This window comes from Rhodococcus sp. ACPA4 (assembly GCF_002300185.1).
In the GTDB taxonomy this organism is placed as follows: Bacteria; Actinomycetota; Actinomycetes; order Mycobacteriales; family Mycobacteriaceae; genus Rhodococcus_F; species Rhodococcus_F globerula.
The window spans coordinates 4,337,555-4,351,052 of the sequence record NZ_NSDY01000001.1 but is presented as its reverse complement, the minus strand read 5'-3'; the positions used below and the strand labels follow the sequence as shown (position 1 = coordinate 4,351,052).

At 61.5% G+C, this 13,498-nt stretch carries 15 protein-coding genes; 3 read left to right on the top strand and 12 right to left on the bottom strand.

Going from position 1 to position 13,498, the window contains the following annotated elements; translation table 11 throughout:
• Positions 1 to 125 precede the first annotated feature (125 nt).
• From CJ178_RS33335 to CJ178_RS19905, 7 genes are all read right to left on the bottom strand, one after another.
• Positions 126 to 248 (bottom strand): hypothetical protein, encoded by a 123-nt coding sequence (locus tag CJ178_RS33335; protein ID WP_257013270.1) that lies wholly within the window; start codon positions 246 to 248, stop codon positions 126 to 128.
• A 161-nt stretch (positions 249 to 409) separates the two neighbouring features.
• Positions 410 to 670 carry a DDE-type integrase/transposase/recombinase gene (locus tag CJ178_RS19930; protein WP_084702556.1) on the bottom strand — a complete coding sequence of 87 codons (261 nt, stop codon included), beginning with the start codon at positions 668 to 670 and terminating at the stop codon, positions 410 to 412.
• Between the two features lie 135 nt (positions 671 to 805).
• Positions 806 to 1,639 (bottom strand): alpha/beta fold hydrolase, encoded by an 834-nt coding sequence (locus CJ178_RS19925; protein ID WP_095887471.1) that lies wholly within the window; start codon positions 1,637 to 1,639, stop codon positions 806 to 808.
• 145 nt (positions 1,640 to 1,784) lie between these two features.
• Positions 1,785 to 2,642 carry an alpha/beta fold hydrolase gene (locus CJ178_RS19920; protein ID WP_095887470.1) on the bottom strand — a complete coding sequence of 286 codons (858 nt, stop codon included), beginning with the start codon at positions 2,640 to 2,642 and terminating at the stop codon, positions 1,785 to 1,787.
• On the bottom strand, positions 2,639 to 3,673 hold the full coding sequence (locus tag CJ178_RS19915; RefSeq protein ID WP_095887469.1) for an NADP-dependent oxidoreductase: 1,035 nt from the start codon (positions 3,671 to 3,673) through the stop codon (positions 2,639 to 2,641). Before CJ178_RS19915 ends, CJ178_RS19920 begins: the two co-directional genes overlap by 4 nt.
• Positions 3,674 to 3,755: 82 nt before the next feature.
• Positions 3,756 to 4,469 carry an SDR family oxidoreductase gene (locus CJ178_RS19910; protein WP_095887468.1) on the bottom strand — a complete coding sequence of 238 codons (714 nt, stop codon included), beginning with the start codon at positions 4,467 to 4,469 and terminating at the stop codon, positions 3,756 to 3,758.
• A 30-nt stretch (positions 4,470 to 4,499) separates the two neighbouring features.
• Positions 4,500 to 5,576 (bottom strand): alkene reductase, encoded by a 1,077-nt coding sequence (locus CJ178_RS19905; protein WP_095887467.1) that lies wholly within the window; start codon positions 5,574 to 5,576, stop codon positions 4,500 to 4,502.
• Positions 5,577 to 5,737: 161 nt separating this feature from the next.
• Here CJ178_RS19905 and CJ178_RS19900 point away from each other — a divergent pair, with 161 nt between their 5' ends.
• Positions 5,738 to 6,340: a TetR/AcrR family transcriptional regulator gene (locus tag CJ178_RS19900; protein WP_095887466.1), complete on the top strand. Its 603-nt coding sequence runs from the start codon at positions 5,738 to 5,740 to the stop codon at positions 6,338 to 6,340.
• Between the two features lie 173 nt (positions 6,341 to 6,513).
• On the opposite strand, the gene CJ178_RS32825 is transcribed toward CJ178_RS19900, so the two are convergent.
• The 5 genes from CJ178_RS32825 to CJ178_RS19875 all read right to left on the bottom strand — a co-directional run bounded on the left by CJ178_RS32825 (position 6,514) and on the right by CJ178_RS19875 (position 11,984).
• Positions 6,514 to 6,687 carry a hypothetical protein gene (locus CJ178_RS32825; RefSeq protein ID WP_179300785.1) on the bottom strand — a complete coding sequence of 58 codons (174 nt, stop codon included), beginning with the start codon at positions 6,685 to 6,687 and terminating at the stop codon, positions 6,514 to 6,516.
• 132 nt (positions 6,688 to 6,819) lie between these two features.
• Entirely contained in the window at positions 6,820 to 9,048 is a 2,229-nt protein-coding gene (locus tag CJ178_RS19890; protein WP_095887464.1) for an MMPL family transporter, read from the bottom strand.
• 162 nt (positions 9,049 to 9,210) lie between these two features.
• Entirely contained in the window at positions 9,211 to 9,858 is a 648-nt protein-coding gene (locus CJ178_RS19885; RefSeq protein ID WP_202026459.1) for a response regulator transcription factor, read from the bottom strand.
• An 8-nt stretch (positions 9,859 to 9,866) separates the two neighbouring features.
• A complete protein-coding gene (locus CJ178_RS19880; RefSeq protein WP_179300784.1) occupies positions 9,867 to 11,039 on the bottom strand; it encodes a sensor histidine kinase in 1,173 nt (390 codons plus the stop codon).
• A 96-nt stretch (positions 11,040 to 11,135) separates the two neighbouring features.
• On the bottom strand, positions 11,136 to 11,984 hold the full coding sequence (locus CJ178_RS19875; RefSeq protein ID WP_095888064.1) for a mycofactocin-coupled SDR family oxidoreductase: 849 nt from the start codon (positions 11,982 to 11,984) through the stop codon (positions 11,136 to 11,138).
• 259 nt (positions 11,985 to 12,243) lie between these two features.
• Between CJ178_RS19875 and CJ178_RS19870 the strand changes: the two genes are divergently transcribed.
• The gene (locus CJ178_RS19870; RefSeq protein WP_033233906.1) at positions 12,244 to 12,708 is read left to right on the top strand and encodes a hypothetical protein; all 465 of its coding nucleotides are present in this window, start codon (positions 12,244 to 12,246) and stop codon (positions 12,706 to 12,708) included.
• A 131-nt stretch (positions 12,709 to 12,839) separates the two neighbouring features.
• Positions 12,840 to 13,472, top strand: a complete 633-nt coding sequence (locus CJ178_RS19865) for a class I SAM-dependent methyltransferase (protein WP_179300783.1) — start codon at positions 12,840 to 12,842, stop codon at positions 13,470 to 13,472.
• Positions 13,473 to 13,498 lie beyond the last annotated feature (26 nt).

Genomic DNA, 13,498 nt, shown 5'->3' with positions numbered 1-13,498 from the left:
GCACATGTAGTCGAGGCCACCCAAGCTCGCTCGCACACACGTGACCAGGTAATCAACGTCGTTGCATGGCCTTTCACAAAGAAATGCGTGTTTCCGGACTGGAATATTTCACCCTCCGCTTCACCCTACGTTTCACCCTCGGCTTCAGTGGGGTAGTACGAGAAATTGGCGATCCAGAGAGCAGCAGCTGCTTTCAGCTTCTCCAGCGACACCGAGGCTTGAAGAATTACACTGAGCAAGTTCGTCATTCGCACACAATCGCCTTCCGTTTCCCTCAGAGCTGGACGTTCAATCGCAGCGGGGCTGCCCGACGCCGACCCCGGCGAAATGCGCTGTCAAACAGGCGCTGTCAAGTTGTTTGGGATGCAGCAGTTTTCGGGAATAGCAGGCAATCACCCGGAGCGATCGGTCAAGCAGCGACGTTCAGTTCGGTAGCCTGATTCCATATTTGGAATCGAGCGGCTATCTCGGTGCGGTGGTCGGTGGCGGTCATACGGTGACGGGGCGAGTGGAAGTGTTGGGAGATCCGGCTGAAAACGGCGAGGAATCGTTGGGCTGAGCTGAGAGTGCGAAACCCTTTCATGGTGCGTTCGCGTTGCCGGGTCAGTTGATGGGAGTTCTCGCACCGATTGGTCAAATATTTGTTCTGCCGGTGCTCAGTTGGCGGCATCGTATTCGGGGTACTTGCGGGCAGAATCTTCGAGGAGAACAGATTGGCTGAAAATCGAGCTGGCTCCTTGGCTGTTCTCGGAAAACCGGGAACAGCTCACCGTGAGGGGCGAGCTGTTCCCAGGGTTGGATTTCGTCAGTCGGCTAGGAACTTCAGGACTTCGGGGACGAAGGTCTCGTGGTACTGGAAGATGCCGCCGTGCCCTGAGTTGGGGTAGATCGTGATTTTGGAGTTGGGCAGGCGCCTGGCCAGGTCCTCGGAGTGCTCGCTGGCGACCATGAGGTCGTTGTCGCCGTTGGCGACGAAGACCGGCGCGGTGATCTTCGAGAGGTCGTCCGGTGCGTGGAGTCCGCCGGTGGTGATGGCTCGGAGCTGCGCGATGCGGGCCTGGTTCGAGATCGGCTTGTCGCGGTCGGTGGTTCGTTCGGCGAGGCGGTCGAAGTAGGCGTTTGCGGCTTTCTTGCCCTCCGCGTTGCGGGGGAAGAAGAGGAAGTGGCGGGCGTCCTTGCGGGCCAGCGCCGCCTTGGCGTAGGCGCCGCCGACAATGAACGGCATCTTCCAGATTCCGCCGCCGCCGCGTGGTCCCGTTCCGGCAACGACCATGCGGCGTACGAGGTCGGGTGCCTGTAGGGCGATCATCTGAGCCACGGCTCCGCCCACGGAGAAGCCGAAGAGGTCGACTTTCTCGTGGCCGAGCGCCCGGATGAAGGCGATGGCGTCGGCGCCCATCTGCTCGAGGTCGGCTGGCACCTTGGAGTTGGTGCCGCCGATGCCTCTGTTGTCGAAGGCGATGACGCGGTGTTGGGTGGCGATGCCGTCGATGACGCGGGGATCCCAGTCGTCGAGGACTGCGGTGAAATGGTGCAGGAAGACCACTGGTACTTCGGAGTTGGCTCCGAGTTCGCGGTAGACGTAACGTACTCCGTCCACGTTGATGCTGCTGGTCGGCACGTCTTTCCAGGTGGTCATGAGATCTTCTTCCGTGATGTGGTTGTGGTGGAGCTCTGCTGGTGGGGTCCGCGCTGGCCAAGGCGAGCCAGGACGCCGAGCACCGACGAGATCAGGACGACCTGTCCGTGGTGGGCCGGTACCTGTCTTGGCGCCGTTCCTGCGTTCAGTGTGAGAGGAACTCGACGGCGGAGGGGGTGAACTTGTCGTGGTGTTGGAATATGCCGCCGTGCCCGGAATCGGGGTAGATGATCAGTTCGCTTCCGGGGATTCGGCGGTGCAAGTCTTCGGAGAGGTTCGACGGAACCATGCGGTCGTGATCCCCGTTGGCGATCAAGGTGGGCGCGCTGATCGCAGTCAGATCTACCGGTGTGGAGCGTCCCCATCGTTTGATGGCTTTGAGTTGGGTCTGGAATGCTTTGACCGAGACGGATGTATCGCGGTCGTCGGTCCGCTCTTCGAGTCGTTTGACGAATGCAGCAGCGGCGTGTTTGCCGGTGGTGTTGCGGTTGAAGAACAGGAATTCCTTCGGGTCGGACCGGGTCAGGGTCGCTCGCAGCAGGTCGTAATAGGTTGTGCCGGCGACCTTGTCGATGTCTTTACCGCCGGCGGGGCCGGTGCCGGTGAGGACGAGTCTGCGCACGAGTTCGGGGTGTTGGATCGTGAGTTCCTGGGCAACCATTCCGCCGAGAGAAAAGGAGAAGATGTCTACCTTTTCGAAGCCCAGAGCGTTGATGAAGGTGACGGCGTCATCGGCCATGGCCTCGATACTGTCGGGAACTTTCCCGGTGGAGGCACCGACGCCACGATTGTCGAAGGCGATGACGTGGTGGTCCTTCGCGATGGCGTCAACGATGCGCGGATCCCAGTTGTCGAGGTTCGCGGCGAGGTGTACGAAGAAGACGACGGGGATTCCGCCCTTCGGTCCGAGTTCGCGGTACGCATAGGTGACGTCGCCGGCGGTGACGGTTCGGGTGCGCGCCTTCGCGTAGGACGTGATGACGGGGCCGTTGTCGGTACTCATCGGGATGTTCCTGTTTCGGTGGTGGGTTTGTTGCGTCGGGTGTTACTGATGACAGCTTTGCCGCGGATCCGGCCCTTGCTCAGTGCCTGGAGCGCCTGCGGGGTCTGGTGGAACGGGAAGACCTGTCCGACGACAGGGCGGAGCACGCCGTCGTCGACGAGTCCTGTGATGTGGCGGAGTTGGTCACCGCTGGCGTGCATGAAGAGGAATTCGTAGCTCACGCCCAGCTTGCGGGCCTGGCGTCGGATGCCAAAGCTGAGGCCGGTGATCGCCAGGCGCAGTAGCGGATTGAGGCCGTTCTCGCGGGCGAAGGCGGGGTCCGGGGGGCCGGAGATCCCGATCGCCTTGCCGCCGCGACGCAGCACGCGCAGCGACTTTTCGAGGTTCTCCCCGCCGAGGCTCTCGAGCACGAGATCGTAATCGCGGAGGACCTGCTCGAAGTCCTGGCTGCGATAGTCGATGACGACGTCAGCGCCGAGTTCGCGGACGAAGTCCGCGTTGGCGGCGCTTGCTGTGGTCGCCACAGTTGCGCCGAGATGTTTGGCGAGTTGGATCGCGATGGATCCGACACCACCGGCGCCGGCGTGGATGAGAACTTTCTGTCCTGGCTGGACGTTGCCGCGCTCGACCAGCGCCTGCCATGCGGTTAACGCGACCAGAGGCAATGAAGCTGCTTCCTCGATGCTGATTGATGCCGGTTTGAGGGCAAGATCGGCCTCTGCGACTGCGATGCGCTCCGCGAACGTCCCGATGCGATCCTTGTCGGGGCGGGCGTAGACCTCGTCGCCGGGTTTGAAGGACCGCACTTTCGCGCCGACCTCAATGACAACACCGGCGAGATCGTTGCCGAGGATCAACGGAAGCGTATATGGGAGTATCTGTTTGAATTCGCCGGCACGAATCTTCTCGTCGAGTTGGTTCAGCCCGGCCGCGTCCACTCGCACGAGTACGTCATGCTCACCGACTACCGGCTCTGGGACGTCTGATTCTTGCAGTGGCCCTTTGTATTTGGTGACGACAAACGCTTTCATGGCGTTGATCCTTCTGCTGTGGGAACAGGCAGCTAGCGAGGCGTCGCGGTCATCTCTGTTCCGCGACGCCTCCGCTGGCTGTTCAGGCTTCGGTGGCCTTGAGCTGGGGGTAGAGCGCTTCGATGGGTGCGCTGAGTCCCGACTTGACCTGAGCGGAGGCTTCGTCGGCAAGGACTTCGTACTCGCCGGCCTCGACTGCGTCGAACACAGTGCGCACAAGATCCGCGGGCTGTGTCTTGGGATCAGTGGAGTTCGCAGCCATGGGGGTGTCGACGTAGCCGACGTGTACCCCGACGACATGCACACCCGCAGGTGCGAGTTCGAGTCGCAGGGAATTGGTCGCCGACCACAAAGCTGCCTTGGTGGCGCTGTAAATGCCGGCGACGGCGTACCAGCTCAGTAGCGAGTGGATATCGATGATGACCGACTCGTCCTTGGCAGCAAGGACCGGGGCAAAAGCGCGGGCAAGGAAGAGGGGGCCGAGGAAGTTGGTCTCGACGTTGGTGCGGATCTCCTCATCGGTGTGGGTGAGGATGCCTGGGCTGGACGGCGAGGCGCCGGCGTTGTTGATCAGAACGGTCACGTCCGGTGCGGCGGCGACGGCGGCCTGGATGGACGCGGGATCGGTGACGTCGAGGGTGAGGGGGACGATCCGCTCGTCATCCCACGTACGAGGTGTGCGCGCGGTGGCGTAAACCTTCGACGCGCCGCGGGCAAGAGCTTCGCGGACGAAGTGAGTGCCGATGCCGCCGTTCGCTCCGGTGACGAAGACGACGGATCCGTTGAGTGAAGGCATGTCAGGCTCTTTCTGTTGCGAGGATGGTGGTCAGACGCGCGCGAGTGTCGGGTAGTCGGTATACCCCGTTTCGCCACCGCCGTAGAGCGTGGTCGGGTCCACATCGTTGAGCGGGGCATCGTTGCGCAGGCGTTCGACGACGTCGGGGTTTGCCAGCGCGAACTGTCCCAGTGGCGCGATATCGGCCAGGTCGGCGTCGATGTCGTCGGCGATCTGCTCCCGCGTCCGTCCGTAGCGCACCACGAGTACCGCAGTCGGCCACACATCGCGCAGTGATCGGAGTAGTTCGTCGTCACCGACATGGTGCACGTGAAGATAGGCCAGGTTCAGTGTCGCGAGTTCTCCGACCAAGTGCCGGTATTGGGCGCGGACGCTTTCGACATCGCCTTCGTCGATGCCGCCGAGGGGCATCGACGGCGACAGACGGATCCCCACCCGGTCGGCTCCGATCTCCTCCGCTACGGCTGCGGCGACCTCGATCACGAAGCGGGACCGGTTTTCCACCGATCCGCCGTACTGATCAGCGCGGTGGTTCGAGTTCGGAGAGAGGAATTGGTGCAGCAGGTAGCCGTTCGCGCCGTGAATTTCCACGCCGTCGGCACCGGCCGCGATTGCGGAGGCGGCGGCGTGACGGAAATCTGCGATCGTGGTTTCGATGTCCGCGGTGCTCAGCTCTCGCGGCACCGGAGTTTTCTGCGGACCTGTTGCGGTGAACATGTCCTGATCGGCAGAGATGGCCGACGGCGCTACCGGCTGGCGGTGGTGTGTTGTGTTGTCGGGGTGCGACATCCGGCCAGCGTGCATCAGCTGGATGAACAACGCCCCGCGTTCGGCATGGACCGCGTCAGCGACATTCGACCAGCCCTCGATATGTGCCGGGGTGTAAATCCCCGGTGTGTTCGGGTAACCCTGGCCGTCGTCGGAGGGCTGGGTGCCCTCGGTGATGACCAGTCCGAGCGAGGCGCGCTGGCCGTAGTAGGTCGCTACGAGCGGGCCAGGGGTGCCGTCCGGATTTGCCCGGTTGCGGGTCATCGGCGCCAAGGCGAGTCTGTGCGGAAGTTCGACGCGCCCGAGAGTGAACGGCTGCCAGAGTGAAGGTGAGGTCATGAGTTGGGTGTTCCTTAGGTTGATCGGCCGGCCAGGTAGGTCACCGGCGCGAAGCAGATGTGACTTCTCGTGGGACGATCGAGATGAACACCTGAACCGCATCAATAGTGACTCTACTCAGAACTGAATGTACTCATAATTTATTCCGAAGGATATCCGTCATGTCATCCGTTCCCCAGCCAGCCGGACGGCGCGAGCGAAACAAGCAGCAGAAACTCGACCGCATCACAGCCGCTGCCAGTGAACTCTTCGCCGAGTACGGCGTCGACGAGGTCACCACCCAACAGATCGCCGAGAAAGCCGACGTCGGGACAGGGACGGTGTTCCTGTATGCCAAGACGAAGGGCGAATTGCTCCTACTTGTGCAGAACGCGAACTACAGCGGCGCACTCGAGCGGGGTCGTACAGATGCCGAAAACATCCCCGACGTACTCGAGGCGGTGATGGCGATCGTCCGACCGATCGTGCGATGCAACCGCACCCAGATCGACAACGGGCGCACCTACTTGCGAGAGATGGTCTTCGGTAACCCCGACGAACCGCACCACGCGGAAGCGCTCAACATCGTCGGCCAGACCGAGGAAGCCATCGCAGGCGTGCTGCGCCGAGGCGGACGGGTCGGTGAAGCCGATACCGCGACGCTGGCGCACGTCGTCTCGGCGATCATGTTTCTTGCGATGGCGGCAACGATCAATATGGCTCGTGGTGTCGATGAGATCGAGGAGGACATCAGGGGCCAGGTGGCCGCTCTCCTGCCGCATTGATCGCAAAGCCGACCCCGCGGAGTCTGTCGGCCGGCATTGCCTTTGCTGTCGGTGACGACGCCGTCGGAGGTGTCCGTTGGTCTGGTCGACCTTGTGGCCCAAGGGCGGTGGGACTTGTCAGGGATCGGCCAAGTGTTGTATTGGCGCAGGATCAGACTGCGCCTTCTCGACATTCACTCGATAAGTGGTACTTCCAGCGCGGCGAGGACCAATTGCGCGCGGGTCAGTTCGAGAAACGCCGAACTGCTCGGAGTCGGACCGGCGACGTAGAGATCAGCCGCGTCTTTCAGTTCCTCCAGCGATAGCTCGACTTGCTGAATTGCGCTGAGTAAGTTTGTTATTCGCACGACATCGCCTTCCATTGCTTCCTCCTGGATGCGCAGTGGCTCTCGCCCGTCGACCTAGTGGGGGAGAGTGAACGAGTTTCCAGGGGGCGGCTACGTGCCGCCCCCACGAAACATCGTGTCAATCAAGACTTGTCACGGAACCAGTACAGCTGTGGGCTGTGAATTTCCTTCGGACTTCGCGTCGGGGTGCTCGTCGAGTGCGCGGCCCTCGATATCGAGGTCGGGAATGATCTTGTCCAGCCAGCGCGGGAGCCACCATGCGCTCTTGCCCAGCAGCGCAAGCATCGCGGGCATCAAGATCATACGCACGATGAAAGCGTCCGCGAGGACTCCGACGACAAGCCCGAATGCGATCGACGCCGCGACCGCCATGGTGCTGGTGGCAAAACCGGCGAACACGAACACCATGATCGCTGCTGCCGCAACGAGAACCGGTCCGGATGTCTTGAAGCCGGATATCACCGCGTCCTTGGGCGACATTCCGCGGCTGTGCATTTCCTGGATGCGGGAGACCAGGAACACCTGGTAGTCCATGGCCAGCCCGAACAGCACTCCCACGAGGATGATCGGCAGGACGCTGAGCATCGGATCACCTTGCGGTGCAGGGATGATCGCATCCAACCAGCCCCACTGGAACACTGCGACGCTGCCGCCGAAGGCGGCGCCGACCGAGAGCAAGTATCCGAGTGTGGCGATCAACGGTACGAGTAGGGATCGGAACATGATGGTCAGTAGTACGAAGGACAGAAGGACGATCACCACGACGTATTTGATCAACGCTTGGTGCAGTGCGGCGTCCATGTCGATGCCGATTGCGGTCTCACCGGTCACTTCGAGGTGAACACCAGGCGCCATGTCTGCCCGGTCCCGAATGTTGTCGACCAGCTTCTCGGTGCTCTCGTCGATAGGGCCACCCGTCGGCACGAGGCGGAATAGTGCCGCGGTTCCGTCTTCACTGAGCACGCCCGGATCAACACTCTGTACACCGTCGAGGTTGGTGAGTTGCTCTTGCACCGCAGCGGTATTCGTTGCGTTGTCGCCTTCGGCGATCACCATCAGCGGACTTTGGATGCCGCCGAATTCTTCGACGATCAGATCGTAGGCGTGACGCTGCGTAGACGAAGGATCAAGGCCACCGGGAACGTTCTGCGCGGTTTTCATCCCGAGCAGCGGAATGGCCACGATCAGTAGGACACCGATGCCGGCGACGATCGAGATCACCGGACGCCGCACCAGGAATCCGACCCATGCTGCGAAAAATGCGTTACTACTGCGCTTTTCGTCAGCAGCATGTGACGCGACGGCAGGCACAGCTGCGACAATGTGGCGTTCCTTGCGCGGCAGCGCCCGCAGGCCGAGCGTGCGCATCAGCACCGGCAATAAGGTCAGCGACATCAGTACTGCGACAAGAACTCCGAATGCACCACCCATGCCCATGTCGGTGATGAAGCTGATCCCGACCACGCGCAGGCCGGCCAATGCGATGATGACGGTCAGGCCGGCGAACACGACTGCGGTTCCGGCCGTGCCGACTGCCCGGCCGACAGCCTTCTCGATGCTGTGACCATCGCGTAGTTCGGCGCGGAATCTTGTGAGGATGAACAGGCTGTAGTCGATGCCTACTGCCAAGCCGAGCATGGTGCCCAAGGTGATGGTGGTCGGTTCGATCGGGCTGATGGTGCCGTAGGCGAGGACCCCCAAGGTGCCGACGGCGACGCCGCTGAGCGCAACGAGCATGTTCGCGCCCGCGGCAAGAAGGGAACCGAAGGTGAGAAACAGAACGACGAATGCCACAAGGACGCCGGCAATTTCGCCGATGCCGCCTACCGAGGTCGCGGGTTCGAAGAGTTGCCCACCGACCTCTGCCACCAGGGTGTTCGGAGCGGTGTCCGCGACTGCCAAAATGGCGTCATATGCGGCATGTTGCTGATCTTCGTCCATCGCAGCGAAAATGACAGTCGAGACGGCGGTCGTCATGTCCGCTGAAACGAATGGGTTCGACGAGTCGAACGGGTCGCTGACTGTGACGACATCCGCGACAGTCGATGCAGAGTCGAGTAGACCGTCGATCTGAGTGCGCACATCGGTATCCGTCACGCTCGCGCCGCCGGTTGTCTGCATCACCAACTGCACAGTGCCCGGAGCTCTTTCGGGCTGGCCGGTGGACGGGAACTTCTGGTTCATCACCTCCATGGCCTGTGAAGCCCGGGTATCGGGAATCGACGCCGACGCGCTCTCCTCCGACGACCCACCCGAGACCAATACGCCCGCCAGCGCAAAAAGCGCGAGTAGCCACGCGAGGACGACAAGAAGTCGGTGGCGGGCGCTGAATCGCCCTATCCACGCTAGTACGAGGGGCATGATTCTCCTGACAAGAAAGTGAAAACAGTTCGCACGCAACAACTCATGCGAAGTGGACTGTTTCAGTTTCCCTGGGAAACGGCCCAACGTCGTCGTCCATCGAGACCGAAAAAACTACTGCAAATGAAGTACACCGGCCGGGGCAGGCAGCCCAACACGCGATCAGGCGACCAACCCAGCCTGATAGGCAAATACAATCAACTGGGCACGATCCCGGGCGCCCACCTTGATCATCGCGCGGCCCGCATGAGTCTTCACGGTGAACGGAGACAGGAACATGTCGGACGCAATCTCGGTATTGCTCTTGCCTGCAGCTGCGGCGATTACCACCTCGCGCTCACGAGGAGTCAGCGCAGAGAACCGAGCAGCCAGCGCCGCGTCCACTGTGCGCACGGGTTGTTCGGAGACTCGGCTGATTACCGACGCTGCAGCCGAACCCGACAGTGCGCCACCACCACTGGCTACTGCTTCGATACCAGTGGCTAGTTCGGTGGGACTGACAGCTTTGCTCAGGAACCCGTTGGCCCCGGCTTGCAGTGCTGCCAGCACTGTCGCATCGTGATCGAAGGTTGTCAGAACGATAATTTTGACCGTCTCTGCCGGCGCGAACTCGCGGATGCGTCGAATCGTTTCCACGCCATCGATGCCCGGCATACGAATATCCATCAATATGACGTCGATCTGGTCGGTCCTCGCCACTTCGACTGCCTGGTACCCGTCGGCGACATCCGTCACGACCTCGATACGGTCGTTTCCGGCGAGGATGGCACGCAGCCCTTGGCGAATCATTTCCTGGTCGTCGACAATCATTACCCGTATCACCGGATCGACCTCCCTTGGGTGGGTATGGTCGCTTTCACTGTGAACATCGTTTCGTCGCCTCCGATATCGAGCACACCACCGGCAGATGTCGCACGCTCACGCATCCCCACCAAACCGTAGCCTTCTCCCAGTCGATCTCTCGATCCGACACTGCCGCGTCGATTGGCTACCTCGACGACGATGAAACCGCCTGCGGATCTGAGCGTCAGGTCGACCTCACTGTCTCCGTGCCGATGCGCGTTGGTCAAGGCTTCCTGCACGATCCGATAGGTTGCCGCGTCGACAGTTGGATCCAACTTATCTGCAACTGTGTCGATTTCGGCACTGACGTTCAACCCGATCCGGCGATAGGAATCGATCAGTCCGGAAATCTGATCGACGCCCGGAACGGGTTGGGTCTGATCCTCGATGGGGCTCGAATCACCGCGCAATATATTCAGAATACTTTGAGTCTCGTTGAGTACCGCTGAAACGCCGACGCGGGCCGCGTCGAGCGCCTGCCGAGATCGTTCCGAATCCGGAGGCAGATTCACCTCCGCCACACCAAGATTCATACTCACTACGGCAACTTCATGTCCGACCATGTCGTGGAGATCGCGCGCGATCCGCAAACGTTCTTCTGCGACACGCCGATTCGTTTCACTCTCACGCGTGGCAATCGCATCCAGTGCCCGTTCCTCGAGTGCCTTCCAGTAGCGCTCTCGGTTGCGGAGAGCGTTTCCTGCGGCGGCTGCTGCTATCGCGGAAGCGAATCCCGCAACAGCGGCAGAGTCGAGAAGTCCGGCGGAATCGGCGTACACGGAAGCTGCGTAGGCCACGAAGCCTGCGACCAGGCCGGTGCCCAGCCCGGAGGTCCCACGCAGAGTCAGCGAAAAGACAGTGAAGACCGCAACAGTCCATGGCACCAAAGGATCCCAGAAGATTGCATCGATCACGGACCCTGCCAGTACAACAGTCAGACCAGCCCACGCATAGCGCCGCGATATGGCGACGCCGAGTGCAGTGACTGCGATGGCAACGTACCCACCGAGTGGTGCAGATTCGGCCACCATCCGAAATGCCTCGGTGCATACGGCGAGTATCGAGACCACCAGAGCTATCCGGTCCAGCGCCTCGACCTGCCGGAACCAGGGGCGCCGGATGAGGTTTTCGAATTCGAGCAAGGACATAGTCGCCATTCTCCTCCCCGCCCAGAGGGAGGCGTCGCGGAACGCGGCATCGTCGCTCGTCTGTGCTGGGGATTCGCAACGATCCGCCGCCGTGTGTCAGCGGTTGGTACGTCCTAGGTCCACGGGCAGTTGGATACCGGTGACGTGGCGGGCTTCGTTGGATGCGATCCAGGCAACAGCTGCCGCGATGTCTTCGGACTGGCTCACCTGGTCAGGGAGACTTCCCATGAACAGCAATCCGAGGTCCTGGCGCGTCTCCATCTTTTGATGCAGTTCGGGGACGGTGAGACCTGTGGCGACACCGTGGGGATGGACGGTGTTGACGCGAATTCGATACTTTGCCAGTTCGTTCGCCATCGTCTTCGCGAGACCTGTCACCCCGTGCTTGGCAGCTGCGTAGTCCGCAAGAAACGGTAGGCCCTTCAGTCCGGCGACCGAGCTGGTGAAGACGATCGCGCCGCCGGTCGCCTGTTCGATCAAGATCGGTACCGTCGCTTTGGCGGTGTAGAAGGCGCCGTGCAAGTTGTTGTCGATGGTGGCGTGCCAGTGATCTAGATCGATTTCCCAGGACAGGGATGCGGTGGTCATGCCTGCGTTGGCAACGACTACGTCGAGCCTGCCCAGTTCGCCGACTCCGTGTTCGACTGCGGCTGTGAGGGCATCGAAGTCGGTGATGTCGGTGATGCTTGTGACGATGCGTCGGCCGTGTTGTTCGACCAGCCGGGCCGTTTCTTCGAGGTCTTCCGTTGTGGCGCCGTCATATTCGGTGGTAGGCAAGTCTGCACAGATATCGAGGGCGATGATGTCCGCGCCTTCAGCAGCGAAGCGGACTGCTTCAGCGCGGCCTTGGCCGCGGGCTGCTCCGGTGATGAAGACGACCCTGCCTTCGTAGCGCCGGGCATTGGGTGCGTCGGGGATCGGCGCTTCGGGTATCTCGGCGGTCATGGGGCACTCCTCGGGTGGGGTTGTCTGCACGCTGTACCGATGATGCCGCGGTTTTCCGAGGCGCGAATCGTCCAGATGGATCAACTTCGACTACTGCATTTGGAGTAGATGTGAACCCGTTGCGACGCTCCCAGCGAGGTCGGCGACCGAGTTGCCGTACCTCCCTCTTTCGCAACGCTCGTGAGAATGGTGTGCTGGATGAGTCACCTCCCGGTTTTTTGGACCGGAGCGGATCATCCAAGTGTTCAAGGAAGGCGCCATGACCACGATCCATCTTCACCAGACGACCACCGCGACGCCCGAGCAGGTCCTTGCCGGGCTGACCGACTTCGGCCCGGGGCGCGAGGAAATCTTCGGCCGCAGCGCAGACAACTACCTCAAAGTGCACCACGAAGGCCCCCACGATGCCGATGTCACGGAGGGCTCGGGCGGTATCTGGGAACGACTGCACTACGACTGGACTGACCCGCATCGCGTCGTGATGACGACCACCGACTCGAACTTGTGGGGTGGCGCGTCCGGCCACACCTACACTCTGACGCAGCAACCCACAGGTATAACCGATGTAGATGCAGTTGTGGTCCGCGACGGGAAGAACCTCAAGGGAAAGCTCCTGGCATCAGTACTCGGGCTCTTCGGCTCTCAAGTGTTGGGTAAGTCGTTCAAGAAGTCTGTCGAGGCTATCGAAGCTCGGGGCGGCGGCGCGAACGGAGACGGTAAGTAGAGGCGCTAGAAGTGTGATCCTAAGGGCCGTAGGAAGATTTGCAAGTTCGACGATTACTGCGAAGGTAGTGTTCGCGGCGTAAAACTCAAATCTGTTTCGGGCCACTACACGGATCGGCGATCATTGACGGTATGGAGAACTCGAGCGCCGGCCGGCGCGAAATCGTCCGAGAGTCGTATTCGGCTAGATCCCAGGAGTACACCGATCTCTTCGGCTCGATGGAGTCGACGCACCCATCCGATCGGGCCCTGGTGACCAGCTGGGCCGCCAGCCTGACAGGTCCCGTGCTCGACGCTGGGTGCGGGCCTGGGCAGTGGACGGACTTCTTGGCCCAGTGCGGACTGGCTGTGAGCGGGATTGATCTGGTTCCTCAGTTCGTTGAACGCGCGCGTGCGCAGTTCCCAGATCTTTCCTTCGATATCGGGGGCTTCGAGGCATTGGACGCCGAGGCAGATTCTCTGGGGGGAGTGCTGTCCTGGTACTCACTCATCCACCACAATCCGCAAGATATCGAGGCGCCGCTCGCCGAGTTCGCGCGTGTGATTCGGCCGGGTGGTGGGTTGCTGGTTGGTTTCTTCGAAGGCGCAGCCGTAGAGCCTTTCGATCACGCGGCGACGACTGGCTATCGATGGCCGGTGGCCGAACTCAGCCGGGTTCTGGCTACAGCGGGCTTCGAAGTGGTCGAGACCCATACCCGAACGGGAAGCGGTTACCGACCCCACGGCGTAATTTCTGCCAGGCGGCAGAGCGGCGAGAACACGTAGACGCGCGAAGGGTGAAGCGAGGGTCC

What these genes read in the sequence shown, in the direction of transcription:
- CJ178_RS33335 (WP_257013270.1), bottom strand. Translation starts at nt 248, where the DNA reads ATGACGAACTTGCTCAGTGTAATTCTTCAAGCCTCGGTGTCGCTGGAG.
- CJ178_RS19930 (WP_084702556.1), bottom strand. Translation starts at nt 670, where the DNA reads ATGCCGCCAACTGAGCACCGGCAGAACAAATATTTGACCAATCGGTGC.
- CJ178_RS19925 (WP_095887471.1), bottom strand. Translation starts at nt 1,639, where the DNA reads ATGACCACCTGGAAAGACGTGCCGACCAGCAGCATCAACGTGGACGGA.
- CJ178_RS19920 (WP_095887470.1), bottom strand. Translation starts at nt 2,642, where the DNA reads ATGAGTACCGACAACGGCCCCGTCATCACGTCCTACGCGAAGGCGCGC.
- CJ178_RS19915 (WP_095887469.1), bottom strand. Translation starts at nt 3,673, where the DNA reads ATGAAAGCGTTTGTCGTCACCAAATACAAAGGGCCACTGCAAGAATCA.
- CJ178_RS19910 (WP_095887468.1), bottom strand. Translation starts at nt 4,469, where the DNA reads ATGCCTTCACTCAACGGATCCGTCGTCTTCGTCACCGGAGCGAACGGC.
- CJ178_RS19905 (WP_095887467.1), bottom strand. Translation starts at nt 5,576, where the DNA reads ATGACCTCACCTTCACTCTGGCAGCCGTTCACTCTCGGGCGCGTCGAA.
- CJ178_RS19900 (WP_095887466.1), top strand. Translation starts at nt 5,738, where the DNA reads ATGTCATCCGTTCCCCAGCCAGCCGGACGGCGCGAGCGAAACAAGCAG.
- CJ178_RS19890 (WP_095887464.1), bottom strand. Translation starts at nt 9,048, where the DNA reads ATGCCCCTCGTACTAGCGTGGATAGGGCGATTCAGCGCCCGCCACCGA.
- CJ178_RS19885 (WP_202026459.1), bottom strand. Translation starts at nt 9,858, where the DNA reads ATGATTGTCGACGACCAGGAAATGATTCGCCAAGGGCTGCGTGCCATC.
- CJ178_RS19880 (WP_179300784.1), bottom strand. Translation starts at nt 11,039, where the DNA reads ATGTCCTTGCTCGAATTCGAAAACCTCATCCGGCGCCCCTGGTTCCGG.
- CJ178_RS19875 (WP_095888064.1), bottom strand. Translation starts at nt 11,984, where the DNA reads ATGACCGCCGAGATACCCGAAGCGCCGATCCCCGACGCACCCAATGCC.
- CJ178_RS19870 (WP_033233906.1), top strand. Translation starts at nt 12,244, where the DNA reads ATGACCACGATCCATCTTCACCAGACGACCACCGCGACGCCCGAGCAG.
- CJ178_RS19865 (WP_179300783.1), top strand. Translation starts at nt 12,840, where the DNA reads ATGGAGAACTCGAGCGCCGGCCGGCGCGAAATCGTCCGAGAGTCGTAT.